Source organism: Streptomyces tuirus, from assembly GCF_014701095.1.
Classification (GTDB): Bacteria; Actinomycetota; Actinomycetes; order Streptomycetales; family Streptomycetaceae; genus Streptomyces; species Streptomyces tuirus.
In genome coordinates, this window is sequence record NZ_AP023439.1 from 2,614,247 (window position 1) to 2,628,712 (window position 14,466).

The following is a 14,466-nucleotide window of genomic DNA, read 5'->3' on the forward strand; positions in this document are numbered from 1 at the left end:
GGAGTCGCGGGCCGGGCTCACATAAGCTCTTCACAAGGCTCGCGCATCATCCTTACGCTGGGGTCCCGGTCGGCATATCCGGGCTCTTGCGCAGCTAACGGACATATGCAAGAGACGCAGATCACAGTGATGTGAACGTAACCATCGAAGGGGTTCGAAGGTCTAAGTTGACGATGTCAGGGAGCGTCTTGGGGGGCGCCGTCTGACATCTGGGGATGTCTTGGGGGACTTCTCCAGAGATGCGTTGCCGGGGCACGTACGCCGGGAAGCTTTGAGCGGCCCTCCCGGGCGTGCGCTGTCCCGGCAGAGCGCACACCACGGCAGTACGCGTCACCACAGCAGTGCGACGAGTTCTGCTCGTTCTGCTCAACAGCGATTCAGGCGCTGTCCTCACAGACGCCCGGCCGGATCCCGTGGGGGGAATCCGAACCGGGACTGGGAAGGCGCCCTGGTCGTCGGCCCGTGGGGGGACCGACGCCGGGGCGCCTTCTTCATTGCCCGAGAAATCATGTGAGGGATCACGCGAAGCGCGCCCGCACACGCGAAAGCCCCCGCACCGGCAAGCGGATACGGGGGCCGAAGCGATGCCGCGGCTCAGCGCTCCTCGACGGGCACGAAGTCGCGCTCGACCACGCCCGTGTAGATCTGGCGCGGGCGGCCGATGCGGGAGCCCGGCTCCTTGATCATCTCGTGCCACTGGGCGATCCAGCCCGGCAGCCGGCCGAGGGCGAACAGGACCGTGAACATCTCGGTCGGGAAGCCCATGGCCCGGTAGATCAGGCCGGTGTAGAAGTCGACGTTCGGGTAGAGGCTGCGCTGGACGAAGTAGTCGTCGGAGAGCGCGTGCTCCTCCAGCTTCAGCGCGATGTCCAGCAGCTCGTCGGACTTGCCGAGGGCGGACAGCACGTCGTGCGCGGCGGCCTTGATGATCTTGGCGCGCGGGTCGAAGTTCTTGTAGACCCGGTGGCCGAAGCCCATCAGGCGGACGCCGTCCTCCTTGTTCTTCACCTTGCGGATGAAGGAGTCGACATCGCCGCCGGAGTCGCGGATGCCCTCCAGCATCTCCAGCACCGACTGGTTGGCGCCGCCGTGCAGCGGGCCCCACAGGGCGTTGATGCCGGCGGAGATCGAGGCGAACATGTTCGCCTGCGAGGAGCCGACCAGGCGGACCGTGGACGTCGAGCAGTTCTGCTCGTGGTCCGCGTGCAGGATCAGCAGCTTGTCGAGCGCGGAGACCACGGTCGGGTCCAGCTCGTACTCCTGCGCCGGGACCGAGAAGGTCATGCGCAGGAAGTTCTCGACGTAGCCGAGGTCGTTGCGCGGGTAGACGAACGGGTGACCGATCGACTTCTTGTACGCGTACGCGGCGATCGTCGGGAGCTTGGCGAGCAGGCGGATCGTGGAGAGGTTGCGCTGGCGCTCGTCGAACGGGTTGTGGCTGTCCTGGTAGAACGTGGACAGCGCCGAGACGACCGAGGACAGCATGGCCATCGGGTGGGCGTCGCGCGGGAAGCCCTTGTAGAAGTTCTTGACGTCCTCGTGCAGCAGGGTGTGCTGCGTGATGTCGTTCTTGAACGCCGAGAGCTCGTCGACGGTCGGCAGCTCGCCGTTGATCAGCAGGTAGGCGACCTCCAGGAAGGTGGAGCGCTCGGCCAGCTGCTCGATCGGGTAGCCGCGGTACCGCAGGATGCCCGCTTCGCCGTCCAGATACGTGACGGCGGATTTATACGCGGCCGTGTTGCCGTAACCGCTGTCCAGCGTCACCAGACCGGTCTGGGCGCGGAGCTTTCCGATGTCGAAGCCCTTGTCACCGACGGTGCTGTCGATCACCGGGTAGGTGTACTCGCCGTCGCCGTACCGCAGTACTACAGAGTTGTCGCTCACGTCTTCCCTCACCGACGTTGTGCCTCATCTTCGAGGTTGCCCTGACTGTCTCTACCATCCCCCACTTGGCTCAGGAGAGTGCACTCGGGGTCGACCATCGGGCCTATTGACGGCACTGAGTGCCGCCAACTTGCTCATCCTGCCCCCTGCGTTCCCCTTCTGGAAGTGTCTTGTGACCTTCACGACTCGTTTGATCGATCATTTTTCGTTGAAACCGAGCCGGAAGTCGAGTGCCGTGCACCGCCGGCCCGCCGAAACCGTGCGCACCGCCTGGCCGATCGCCTTGCGCGAACCGACGAGGACGACCAGCTGCCTGGCCCGGGTGACGGCCGTGTAGAGCAGGTTGCGCTGGAGCATCATCCAGGCGCTCGTGGTGACCGGGATGACGACCGCCGGGTACTCGCTGCCCTGGGAGCGGTGGATCGTCACGGCGTACGCGTGGGCAAGCTCGTCGAGCTCGTCGAACTCGTACGGCACCTCCTCGTCCTCGTCGGTGAGCACCGTCAGGCGCTGGTCGACGGGGTCGAGCGAGGTGACCACGCCGACGGTGCCGTTGAAGACTCCGTTCTCGCCCTTCTCGTAATTGTTGCGAATCTGGGTGACCTTGTCGCCGACGCGGAACACCCGTCCGCCGAATCTCTTCTCGGGCAGGTCGGGGCGGCCCGGGGTGACGGCCTGTTGCAGCAGGCCGTTCAGGGTGCCCGCGCCGGCCGGGCCGCGGTGCATGGGGGCGAGGACCTGGACGTCCCGGCGCGGGTCCAGCCCGAACTTGGCCGGAATGCGCCGGGCGGCCACGTCGACGGTGAGCCGCCCGACGGCCTCGGTGTCGTCCTCGACGAAGAGGAAGAAGTCCTTCATGCCGTCCGTGACCGGATGCTGTCCGGCGTTGATCCGGTGCGCGTTCGTCACCACACCGGACTGCTGGGCCTGCCGGAAGACCCGCGTGAGACGGACCGCGGGGATCGGGCCGCCGTCGGCCAGAAGGTCGCGGAGCACCTCCCCCGCGCCGACGCTGGGCAGCTGGTCGACGTCCCCGACGAACAGCAGGTGCGCCCCCGGCGGGACGGCCTTCACCAGCTTGTTGGCGAGCAGCAGGTCCAGCATGGACGCCTCGTCGACCACGACCAGGTCGGCCTCCAGCGGGCGGTCCCGGTCGTAGGCCGCGTCGCCGCCGGGCTTGAGCTCCAGCAGGCGGTGGACGGTTGAGGCCTCGGCGCCGGTGAGCTCCGACAGGCGCTTGGCGGCCCGGCCGGTCGGGGCGGCGAGCACGACCTTGGCCTTCCTGGCGCGGGCCAGCTCCACGATCGAACGGACCGTGAAGGACTTGCCGCAGCCCGGGCCGCCGGTGAGGACGGCGACCTTCTCGGTCAGTGCCAGCCTGACGGCGGCCTCCTGCTCGGGCGCGAGCTCGGTGCCGGTGCGCCCCTTCAGCCAGCCCAGCGCCTTGTCCCACGCCACGGTCCGGAAGCCCGGCATGCGGTCCTCGTCGGTGCGCAGGAGGCGCAGCAACTGGGCGGAGAGGGAGAGTTCGGCGCGGTGGAAGGGGACGAGGTAGATCGCGGTGACGGGCTCGCCGCCGTCGGGGCCCGGCACCTTCTCCCGAACGACGCCGGGGTCCTCGCCGTCCTGGGGAGGTTCGGCCAGCTCGGCCAGGCACTCGATGACCAGGCACATGTCGACCTGGAGGAGCTTCACCGCGTCCTTGATCAGCTGCTCCTCGGGGAGGTAGCAGTGGCCCTGGTCGGTGGACTGGGACAGCGCGTACTGCAGGCCCGCCTTGACGCGCTCCGGGCTGTCGTGCGGGATGCCGACGGACTGGGCGATCTTGTCGGCGGTGAGGAAGCCGATGCCCCAGACGTCGGAGGCGAGCCGGTAGGGCTGGTTCTTCACGACGGAGATGGAGGCGTCGCCGTACTTCTTGTAGATGCGCACGGCGATGGACGTGGACACCTCAACGGTCTGGAGGAAGAGCATGACCTCCTTGATGGCCTTCTGCTCCTCCCAGGCGTCGGCGATCTTCTTCGTCCGCTTGGGGCCGAGGCCGGGGACCTCGATGAGGCGCTTGGGCTCCTCCTCGATGATCCGGAGGGTGTCCATGCCGAAGTGCTGGGTGATGCGGTCGGCGAAGACCGGGCCGATGCCCTTGACCAGGCCCGAGCCGAGGTAGCGGCGGATGCCCTGGACGGTGGCCGGCAGGACGGTCGTGTAGTTCTCGACGTGGAACTGCTTTCCGTACTGCGGGTGGGAGCCCCAGCGGCCCTCCATGCGCACGGACTCGCCGACCTGTGCGCCGAGCAGGGCACCGACGACCGTGAGCAGATCGCCGCCGCCTCTGCCGGTGTCGACCCGGGCGACCGTGTAGCCGTTCTCCTCGTTGGCGTACGTGATGCGTTCGAGTACGCCTTCCAGCGTGGCCAGTCGCCGCTCGCCCGCCTGGGCGGCCCCCGCCTGATCGGTCATGATCCGACGGTACCGCCCGGGTACGACAGCACGGCCGGGCTCCGGGGAGCACGCGATCGTGCCCCCGGGGTCATCCACGCCGCACGGTCATCACTTACGGACCGGCCCGTATGACCGAGCAGGAACGAGCAGCGGCGCTTGATTCGGTCAGGGAATCCTTCGCACGCATCGCGGCGACCGCCCCGGTCCACCGTGCGTCGACTGCCGACGAAAGTCGATTGCCGTCCCGCGACCCCCGTGGGTAGCGTCCCCCGGCATGCCCCTGACGCTGCGCACCCCGCGCCTGGTTCTTGACGCCTACCGCCCGGACGACGAAGAGGACTTCGTCGCGCTGTTCCAGGACAGGAGGGTGTCCCGGTGGATGGGTGACGGGCCTGGTGCCGAGGCGGAGGACCGGGCGCTGTTCAGGCGGATCTTCAGCAAGGTGTATGCCGAGGATCTGTTCGACGTGTGGGCGGTCCGGCGTGCAGGGCTTCTGGTGGGGCACGCGGAGATCAAGCGGACCGAAGAGGTCGATGGTCACGAGATCGTCTATGCCCTGGGGCCCGAGGTCTGGGGCAGCGGGCTCGGAACGGAGCTGGCGGAGGCGCTCGTGGGTCATGGCTTCGCATCGCTCGGGCTGACCGCGGTGCACGCCACCGTCGCCGCGCAGAACGAGGCGTCGCTGCGCCTGTTGGGCAAGATCGGGTTCGAACACGTCCGGGACATCGTCGACGACGACGGCGCTGTCACGCACGTGCTGACCCGCCGTCTCCCGGTGCGCTCGTAGCGGCGCACGGGCCACAGCGCCGTCCGGCGGCTCTCCGCGTCGGGCAGGCCGGTGCGCGGACCGGGCGCGACGTCAGCAGCCAGGGGGCAGACAGGGCCGCATGACGCCTCACCGGGGCAGGGGGCGTCCGGTACCGCCCGCCCCCGAGGCGGTTCACGTCCGGCGGGTGGACGGCTGGGGCGGCAGCATCACGTCGCCGCTGCGCTTGAGCCGTTGCCAGGGCAGTCGGTAGCCGTTGATCGCGGTCAGGCAGGCCTGGACAAGGACCAAGTACATCACCTGGCGGTAGACGACCTGCTGGAGAGGGAGCGCCCACAGGGGCCGGAGCCGCTCGCCGTCGAGGTGGAAGGCGTACGCGGCACACATGGCCTGGACGGCCAGCACGCCGCTCCAGGCCAGGACCGTGGTGAGCGGGTTTCCGAACACCAGCCCGTACAGAGCCAGTATGTCGATCAGCGGCGCGAGCAGCGGGGTGAAGATCTGGAAGACGGCCAGCAAGGGCAGACCGAGGCGGCCGAAACGGCCCGCGGTGCCCCGCTCGAGAAGCGCGTGCCGGTGCTTCCACGCCGCCTGCATCGTGCCGTAACTCCATCGGTAGCGCTGGCGCCACAGTTGCCGCAGCGAGGCCGGCGCCTCGGTCCAGGCGAGTGCGTCCGGGGCGTAGCGGATCTCCCACCCCGCCCGGTGCAGGGCCATGGTGATGTCGGTGTCCTCGGCGAGGGTGTCCGCGCTCATCATCCCGGCGTCCCGCAGGGCCTGGACGCGGAACGCCCCCACGGCACCGGGGATGGTGGGCAGGCAGCGCAGCAGGTCGTACGCACGGCGGTCGAGGTTGAAGCCCATGACGTACTCGATGTGCTGCCACCGGCCGAGCAGACGCCGGCGGTTGCCGACCTTGGCGTTGCCCGCGACGGCGCCGACGTGGGGGTCGGCGAACGGCTGGACCAGGCGGCCGACGGTCGAGGGGGCGAAGACGGTGTCGGCGTCCAGCATGACGACGATGTCGTGTGAGGCGCGCAGGACACCGGTGTTGAGAGCGGAGGGTTTGCCGCCGTTGGACTGCCGGATGACGGTGACGTTCTCGAGAGCGAGGGACTGCGCGAGGTCGGCGGTGCCGTCATGGGAACCGTCGTCCACGACGATGATCTCGACGCAGTGGTCGCTCGCCGCGAGCGACCGGAGTGTCTTGGGGATGCACAACGCCTCGTCGTAGGCGGGTATGACGACGCTGACGGGCCGGGTGACGGCTCGGTGCGGGCCGGTGTGCGGGCGCCGGTAGCGACGGGCGTGGTGGCGGGCCAGGGACAGCAGGAGCACACACCGCGCGAGGACGAGCGAACCGACCACCAGCAGCAGCAGGCTGACGGCGGAGACCGCTGCCCCCGACACGGTGACAGCGGCCACGAAGATGCGGCCCTGCCACAGTTCCCCTGTTCCGACGGGGCTGGTGAGACTGTCGGTGCCCACGAGATCGGCGAGGGTGGTGAAGCGATATCCCTCGGCCTTCAGCCGGGGGATCAAGGTCTTGAGCGCCTCGACGGTCTGTGATCTGTCTCCCCCCGCGTCGTGCAGGAGGACGACCGCACCCCTGCCCGGCACGTCGGGCGTGGCCGCGTCGGCGATCGCCCGTGCGCCCGGTCGCCGCCAGTCGTTGGTGTCCTGGTCCATGAACGCCAGGACGTAGCCCTTCGCGCCCAGGCGCCGCGTCATGGCCCAGGCCGGCGCGTCGAGGGCGGAGGTCGTCGAGGAGTAGGGCATCCGCATCAGCGACGTGTTGATGCCCGCGGCCCCGGCGAGGGCGAGTTGCGTCAGCGCCAGCTCACGGTCGACGGCGCTCGCCGACTGGGCGGTGAGGTCCTGGTGGGAGAAGGTGTGCACACCGACTTCGTGGCCGGAACGGATCACACCGCGCAGCACCTCCGGGTGCCTGACGGTCTGTTGCCCGGTGACGAAGAAGGTGCCGGGCGTGCCGTAGTGGTCGAGCACGGCCCGTATGCGGGGTGTCCAGGTGGGGTCGGGGCCGTCGTCGAAGGTCAGGACGATCGTCTTGGCCGGTGCGCGAAAGGTCCGCAGGTGATCGCCGGTGGTGTCGACGACCGGGCCGCCGCCGGTGACCGTGCGGGGGACGCCGGTCGTGGAGCGCCCGCCGTGCCCTTCCTGGTCCCCGGCGAAGCCCCGCGTGGTGTACCCCTCGACCAGGAGGACGGAGGCGACGAAGGCCAGCAGGACGAGGGGAACGACGACGCGGAACCGGTGCCGCGACGACAAGGGCGCTCGCGTCCGCCGCGGACCGGGCGACCTCGGTGAGGGGCCGGGTGACCGGTAGGGGCGCCGCCGCATCAGGGGGCCTCGGCCACCGATGGGTCGGAGGGCGGGGGTGTGACACCGGACGGCGTCGAGGGGCCGGCTGCCGGCCCTGTGGGCTCGGGTGCCGGTGGCGGCGTCTGCGCCGGGGGCTCGGGTGCCGGTGGGGCAGTGGTCGGCGGAGCGGGAGAGGGCGGCGGCGGGGCGGGCGCGGTGCCGGTGCCCGGTGTGGGGGCGGGAGGAGCGGCAGGATCGCCGGGACCGGGCTGCGCGGGTGGTGTCGTTGGTGCTTGCGGTTCTGGTGTGTCAGGAGGTGCCGAGGGGTCGACGGGTGGGTCCCCCGGTACAAGGGGCGGAGCGACAGGGCCGGGCGCGCTGAACTGCGGAATGAGCAGGTTGCTCGGGCCGCCGGGTTCCGAGAGGCCCGACGCGGGGAGCTCGCCGGGTGCCGGGGGTGTCCGGCCGGGGGTGTGGGGTCCCGGTGCGGTGGGCGCCGCGATGTCGCCGGGCAGGATGGCACCCGGCGCGAAGGGCGTTGCCCCCATCAGGCTCAGCCCCAGGACCGTCATGTACGTGGCAGCACCGGCGGCCAGCCCGTAGCCGGTGCGCCGCAGATACCGCGCACGCCGACCGGAGGCGTCGACGAACACTGGAAGGCTCGGATCACCTGACGATTCCTGTCCCATATGCCTGCTTCTGGGACGAAGAAGCACCATAGCGTTCAGCGTACGCCGCTGCGGCGCGGGCGAGTTCTCCAAGAGACTCGCAAGAATTTCTTGCTCCGCCGTGCAACCCTTTCCGCCCCACGGCGGTCGTACTAGGCGTCAGGACTTCTGGAGGGGGATCTGGGGGGATCGCGGGGGTTCCTGGCGGGAGGGGAAAAGCCGAGGGGGCCCGGTCGACGGACCGGGCCCCCTCGAAACCGTTCGGACGCGCCGCGTGGGCGTCAGAAGAAGACGCCGCACCTCAGCAGGACGTTCGCGTACGGCCGTGCCTCGCCCGTGCGGACGACCAGCCGGGCGCCCGCCGACAGCTCCTTGAGGCGCTCGTGCGACACGAGGTCCAGTCCGGGGAAGTGCCCCTCCAGCAGCGCCGACGCCTCCGGATTGGCCTCCCGCAGCTCCCGCGCCGCCGTCGCCCCCTCGACGACCAGCTCGGCCAGCAGCCCGTCCAGCACCTCGGCGAACGCCGGCACCCCGGCACGGAAGGCCAGGTCCACCACCCGGGGGCCGTCGGGAATCGGCATGCCCGCGTCGCACACCAGCACCCCGTCGCCATGGCCGAGTTCGGCCAGGGCACCGGCGAGGTGACGGTTCAGTATTCCGGCCCTCTTCACGGTGCGGCGACCTCCGCCGCCGTCGGGAAGGACGCCTGCGCGCCCTCCTTCGTCACGGTCGCGGCACCCACCCGCGCCGCGTACGCGGCCGCCTCGGCCAGCGACTCCCCCGCGCCCAGCCGCCAGGCCAGCGCCGCGGTGAAGGAATCGCCCGCACCCGTCGTGTCCACCGCGTCCACCCGCACGGCCGGCACTCGCGCCACACCCTCCGCCGACGCCACCAGCGCGCCCTGTGCGCCCAGCGTCACCACCACCGACTTCGGGCCCTTGGCGAGGAGGATCCGCGCCCAGTCCTCGGGAGTGTCCCCGACGGCGGAGCCGCCCAGGATCACCTTGGCCTCGTGCTCGTTCACGATCAGCGGGTCGCAGGCCGCCAGCACCTCCCCCGGAAGGGGGCGCGGCGGGGAGGGGTTCAGCACGAACCGGCTGTCGGGCGACAGGCTCCGCACGACCTCCACCACCGTCTCCAGCGGGATCTCCAGCTGCGCCGACACCACCCGCGAGCCCTGGAAGAGACACCCTGCGGCGCTCACGTCCTCAGGGGTCAGACGGGCGTTCGCGCCGGGCGAGACCACGATGCTGTTGTCCCCGGACGGGTCGACCGTGATCAGCGCGACACCGGTCGGTGCGCCGCCCACCAGGACCCCCACCGTGTCGACGCCGGCCTCACGCTGCGACTCCAGCAGCAGCCGGCCGTGCGCGTCGTCGCCGACCCGGGCCAGCAGCGCCGTACGGGCGCCGAGCCGGGCGGCGGCGACCGCCTGGTTCGCGCCCTTGCCGCCCGGGTGGACGGCCAGGTCGGAGCCGAGCACGGTCTCGCCGGCACCGGGCCGGCGCTCCACCGCGATCACCAGGTCGGCGTTGGCCGACCCCACGACCAGGAGGTCGTAGTCGTACATGAGTTGTCTCCCCACGTGAGTGACGTGGGCGGGCGGTCACGCACCCCGTGTGCGACCGCCCGCCGTTCCCCGATGTCAGCCGCTGAAGCCGGCCACGTTCTCCTTGGTGACCACCTTCACCGGCACCTTCACCGTCTCCTCGACCTTCTCGCCCTTCAGGGCCCGCAGGGCGTTGTCCACGGCGATCCTGCCGAGCTGGGACGGCTGCTGCGCCACGGACGCGTACAGCGTGCCGCCCTCGACCGCCTTCAGCCCGTCAGGCGTGCCGTCGAAGCCCACCACCGAGACCGACGTGCCGGCCTTGGAACCCAGGGCCTTGATCGCGCCGAGCGCCATCTCGTCGTTGGCGGCGATGACGCCCTGGACGTCCGGGTGGGCCTGGAGCAGGTTGGACATCACGTCGAGGCCCTTGGTGCGGTCGAAGTCGGCGGGCTGCTGGGCGACGACCTGGATGCCCGGGAAGGCCTTGAGGCCGTTCGCGAAGCCCTGCGCGCGCTCCCGGGCCGCGGATGTGCCGGCCTGGCCCTGGAGGATCACGATCTTGCCCTTGCCGCCCAGCTTCTCGGCGACGGTCTTGGCGGCGAGTTCACCGCCGGCGACGTTGTCGGAGGCGACCAGGGCGTCCACCGGCGCCTTGTTGACGCCCCGGTCGACCGCGATGACCGGGATCTCCGCCTTGCCGGCGGCCTTGACGGAGTTGCTCGCGGCGTCGGAGTCCACCGGGTTGACGATGATCGCGCCGAGGCCGGAGCTGGTGAAGTTCTGCAGCTGGTTGGCCTGCTGGGAGGCGTCGTTCTGGGCGTCGGTGACGGTCAGGTCCACGCCCCGCTTCTCTGCCTCGGCCTGGGCGCCCGCCCGGATCTGCACGAAGAAGGGGTTGTTGAGGGTGGACAGCGACAGGCCCAGCTTCGGGCTGCTCGCGGCGGAGGAGCCGTTGTGCAGGAAGGACGTGGCGCCGACGGTCGCGACGGTGACCACGGCGGCGAGTCCGTATGTCGCCGCCTGCCTGCCCCTGCCCCCCTGGGAGGCACCGGCCACCGGGGTCGCCCCCGCCTTGCGCCGCAGCGTGTCGAAGAGCACCGCGAGCGCGATGACGACACCGATGACGACCTGCTGCCAGAACGCGGAGACGTTCAGCAGGTTCAGGCCGTTGCGCAGCACGGCCAGGATCAGCGCGCCGATGAGCGTGCCGGACGCCTTGCCGGTGCCGCCCGCGAGGGAGGCACCGCCGATGACGACGGCGGCGATCGCGTCCAGCTCGTAGCCGTCGGCGGCCTGGGGCTGCGCGGAGGAGAGCCGGGCGGCGAGGACGACACCGGCGACGGCGGCGAAGACGCCGGAGAAGGCGTAGATGGCGAGCTTCTGCTTCTTCACGCGCAGGCCGGACAGCCGCGCGGCCTCCTCGTTGCCGCCGATCGCGTACATGGAGCGGCCGATGTAGGTCCGGCCGAGCACGAAGGCCGCGATCAGCCCCATCACGATCATCACCAGGACCGGCACCGGCAGCCAGCCGCCGAGCGTGTCGCCGAGGTGGGAGACCGAGTCGGGGAAGGCGATCGGGGAGCCCTCGGAGATCACCAGGGACAGACCGCGGGCCACGGACAGCATGGCCAGCGTGGCGATGAACGGCGGGAGCTTGCCGTAGGAGATCAGGATGCCGTTGACCAGGCCGCAGACGATGCCCGTCGCTATGGCGAGCAGGACGGCGAGGAGGACCGGGACGCCCGCGGAGGTGGCGCTCCAGGCGAGGACCGTGGCGGAGAGCGCGGCGACCGAGCCGACCGACAGGTCGATGCCCGCGGAGACGATCACGAAGGTCACGCCGAAGGCGAGGATGGCCGTCACGGCCGCCTGCACACCGACGTTGAGGAGGTTGTCCGTCGTCAGGAAGTCGCCGGACAGGGCCGACATCGCGATGACGAGGACGATGAGCGCGGTGAGCGCGCCGTTGTCGAGCAGCAGGCGGCGCAGGCCTCCCGAGGCGCCACCCGCGCCCGTTGTGCTCTTGAGCGTGTCAGTGGCCACGGGAGGCCTCCGTTCCGTTCGTGGTCGTGCTCGTGGTCGTGGTCGTGGTCGCGTTCGTGGTCGTGCTCGTGTTCGTGGGGGTGCTCGTGTTCGTGGGGGTGCTCGTGTTCGTGGGGGTGCTGACGGCGAGTGCCATCACGGCGTCCTGGGTCGCCTCGTCGGCGGAGAGTTCACCGGCGATCCGGCCCTGGGCCATCACCAGCACCCGGTCGCTCATGCCGAGCACCTCGGGCAGGTCGCTGGAGATCATCAGGACGGCCGCTCCGGCGGCGGTGAGTTCGTTGACGAGCTGGTAGATCTCGACCTTGGCGCCGACGTCGATGCCGCGCGTCGGCTCGTCGAGGATCAGCACCTTGGTGTCGGCGAGCAGCCACTTGCCGATGACGACCTTCTGCTGGTTGCCGCCGGAGAGGGTGCGCACGTGCTGGCCGAGCCCGGCCATCCGCACGCCCAGCTGCCGGGCGATCCGCTCGGCGGACTCGCGCTGCCCCTTGAGGTCGACGAGGCCCGCCCGCGTGGCCGACCGCAGCGTCACCAGGCCGAGGTTCTCCTCGACCGACGCGTCCAGCACCAGGCCCTGGCCCTTGCGGTCCTCGGGCACGAGTCCGATGCCGGCGGTCATCGCCGCGTTGACGTCGTACTTGGCGATCGGGGCGCCGGAGACCTTCACGGTTCCCTTGTCGTACGCGTCGGCCCCGAAGACCGCCCGCACGACCTCGGTGCGGCCCGCGCCGACCAGCCCGGCGATGCCGACGACCTCACCGGCGTGCACCTCGAAGCCGACGTCGTGGAAGACGCCGTCCCGGGTGAGTCCCTCGACGGTGAGCAACGCGGCGCCCCGCTCGGCGCGTTCCCGCGGGTACTGCTGCTCGATGGAGCGCCCGACCATGAGCCGTACGAGCTCGTCCTCGGGTGTGGAGGCCGGGACCTGGCCGATGCTCCTGCCGTCCCGGATGACCGTCACGCGGTCGCCGAGCGCGGCGATCTCCTCGAGGTGGTGGGTGATGAAGACGATCCCGACGCCGTCCTCGCGCAGCGTGCGCACGATCGCGAAGAGCTTGTCGACCTCCCCGGAGGTGAGCACGGCGGTCGGCTCGTCCATGATCAGCACGCGGGTGTCCAGGCTGAGCGCCTTGGCGATCTCGACCATCTGCAGGCGTGCGATGCCGAGGTCGCGGACCCGCGCGCGGGGCGAGACGTCCACGCCGACCCGCCGCAGCAGGACCTCGGCGTCGGCCTCCATCCTCTTCCGGTCGATCATCCCGAACCGGCGGGGCTGGCGCCCGAGGAAGATGTTCTCGGCGACCGTCAGATCGGGGACCAGGTTGAACTCCTGGTAGATCGTGGCGATCCCGAGGCGCTCGGAGTCCTGCGCACCCTGGATGCGGGTCTCCTCGCCGCCGACCAGGATCCGCCCGGCGTCGGGGGTGTAGGCGCCGGAGAGCATCTTGATGAGGGTGCTCTTGCCGGCCCCGTTCTCACCGAGCAGCACATGCACCTCGCCCCGGCGCAGGTCGAAGTCGACGCCGTCCAGCGCGACCACGCCCGGGAAGGTCTTCCGTATGCCCTCGATGCGCAGCAACTCGTCCGCGTTGCTCACGTCGTGCTCCTTTGCACTGGGGTGGGGTTCTCACCGCACGAGCGGCGTACGACGAGCCGGGCGGGGAGCGTGACGGACTCGCCGGGCCGCCCCTCGATGCGGTCGACCAGGGCCCGTACGGCGGCCCGGCCCAGCTCGCCCGTGGGCTGGGCGATCGCGGTGATCGGCGGGTCGGTGTGCACGAACCACCGGATGTCGTCGAACGCGGCCAGCGCGAGGTCGTCCGGCACGCGCAGACCACGCGCGCGTACGGCGTCCAGGGCGCCGAGCGCCATCAGGTTGTCGGCCGCGAAGACGACCTCGGGCGGTTCGGCCAGATCGAGGAAGCCCTCGGTGACCCGGCGCCCGCTCTCGGCCTGGAAGTCGCCCTGGCCTATGTAGGCGTCGGGCAGTTCGAGGCCGAACACGGCGAGCGCCTCCCGGAAGGCCTCCACGCGCTCGCGGCCGGTCGTGGTCGCCGCCGGGCCCGCGATGATGGCGAGCCTGCGGTGTCCCAGCCGGTGCAGATGCGCCACGAGGTCCCGTACGGCGCCGCGCCCGTCCGACCGCACCACCGGCACGTCCACACCCGGGATCCACCGGTCCACGAAGACCATGGGCGTCCCGGCCCGCGCGGCGTCCAGCATCAGCGGCGAGCCGCCGTCCGTCGGGGAGACGAGCAGGCCGTCGATACGGCGGTCGAGCAGGGTGCGTACGTGGTGGTCCTGGAGGTCCGGCCGCTCGTCGGCGTTGCCGATGATGACGCTGTAGCCGAGCGCACGGGCCTCCTCCTCGACGGAGCGGGCCAGTTCGGTGAAGTAGGGGTTCATCACGTCGCTGATGACCAGGCCGAGGGTGCGGGTCTGGTCGGTGCGCAGGGAGCGGGCGACGGCGTTCGGGCGGTAGCCCAGGGTCTCGACGGCGGCCAGCACGCGGGTGCGTGCGTCGTCGCTGACCGACGGGTGGTCGTTCAGGACGCGCGAGACCGTGGCGACGGAGACGCCGGCCTCGGCTGCGACGTCCTTGATGCTGGCCACCGCCGCTCCACCTCCTTGTGGATCAGTCGTGGGAGCACCGGGCGGGTGCTCGTGGAATCGATTACATCGACGGAGGGATGGAATCGATTACACGCCGGTAAATCAAGACCCCGCCGGCACGTCGCAACCGGATCGTGATGTCGCGGGCGGCGGCGTGGCGGGTCAGGGTGGAA

The 14,466-nt window shown here is 70.6% G+C and carries 9 protein-coding genes; 1 reads left to right on the forward strand and 8 read right to left on the reverse strand.

Going from position 1 to position 14,466, the window contains the following annotated elements; all coding sequences use genetic code 11:
- Positions 1–594: 594 nt before the first annotated feature.
- Positions 595–1,884, reverse strand: coding sequence for a citrate synthase (locus IGS69_RS12030; protein WP_190899038.1), 1,290 nt, complete (start codon positions 1,882–1,884; stop codon positions 595–597).
- Positions 1,885–2,082: 198 nt separating this feature from the next.
- Positions 2,083–4,344 (reverse strand): SF1B family DNA helicase RecD2, encoded by a 2,262-nt coding sequence (recD2, locus tag IGS69_RS12035; RefSeq protein ID WP_190899040.1) that lies wholly within the window; start codon positions 4,342–4,344, stop codon positions 2,083–2,085.
- A gap of 256 nt (positions 4,345–4,600) precedes the next feature.
- On the opposite strand from recD2, the gene IGS69_RS12040 reads away from it, so the two are divergent.
- Positions 4,601–5,113, forward strand: coding sequence for a GNAT family N-acetyltransferase (locus IGS69_RS12040; protein WP_190899042.1), 513 nt, complete (start codon positions 4,601–4,603; stop codon positions 5,111–5,113).
- Between the two features lie 153 nt (positions 5,114–5,266).
- Here IGS69_RS12040 and IGS69_RS12045 read toward each other — a convergent pair whose 3' ends face one another.
- From IGS69_RS12045 to IGS69_RS12070, 6 genes are all read right to left on the reverse strand, one after another.
- The gene (locus tag IGS69_RS12045; protein ID WP_190899044.1) at positions 5,267–7,453 is read right to left on the reverse strand and encodes a bifunctional polysaccharide deacetylase/glycosyltransferase family 2 protein; all 2,187 of its coding nucleotides are present in this window, start codon (positions 7,451–7,453) and stop codon (positions 5,267–5,269) included.
- A 910-nt stretch (positions 7,454–8,363) separates the two neighbouring features.
- Positions 8,364–8,753 (reverse strand): D-ribose pyranase, encoded by a 390-nt coding sequence (gene rbsD / locus IGS69_RS12050; protein ID WP_190899052.1) that lies wholly within the window; start codon positions 8,751–8,753, stop codon positions 8,364–8,366.
- Entirely contained in the window at positions 8,750–9,652 is a 903-nt protein-coding gene (locus IGS69_RS12055; RefSeq protein ID WP_190899053.1) for a ribokinase, read from the reverse strand. The genes rbsD and IGS69_RS12055 overlap by 4 nt, the downstream gene beginning before the upstream one ends.
- Before the next feature lie 75 nt (positions 9,653–9,727).
- Entirely contained in the window at positions 9,728–11,677 is a 1,950-nt protein-coding gene (locus tag IGS69_RS12060; RefSeq protein WP_190899054.1) for an ABC transporter permease/substrate-binding protein, read from the reverse strand.
- Positions 11,667–13,277, reverse strand: coding sequence for a sugar ABC transporter ATP-binding protein (locus tag IGS69_RS12065; RefSeq protein ID WP_190899055.1), 1,611 nt, complete (start codon positions 13,275–13,277; stop codon positions 11,667–11,669). The genes IGS69_RS12060 and IGS69_RS12065 overlap by 11 nt, the downstream gene beginning before the upstream one ends.
- On the reverse strand, positions 13,274–14,293 hold the full coding sequence (locus IGS69_RS12070; RefSeq protein WP_190899056.1) for a LacI family DNA-binding transcriptional regulator: 1,020 nt from the start codon (positions 14,291–14,293) through the stop codon (positions 13,274–13,276). The genes IGS69_RS12065 and IGS69_RS12070 overlap by 4 nt, the downstream gene beginning before the upstream one ends.
- Between the last annotated feature and the right edge of the window lie 173 nt (positions 14,294–14,466).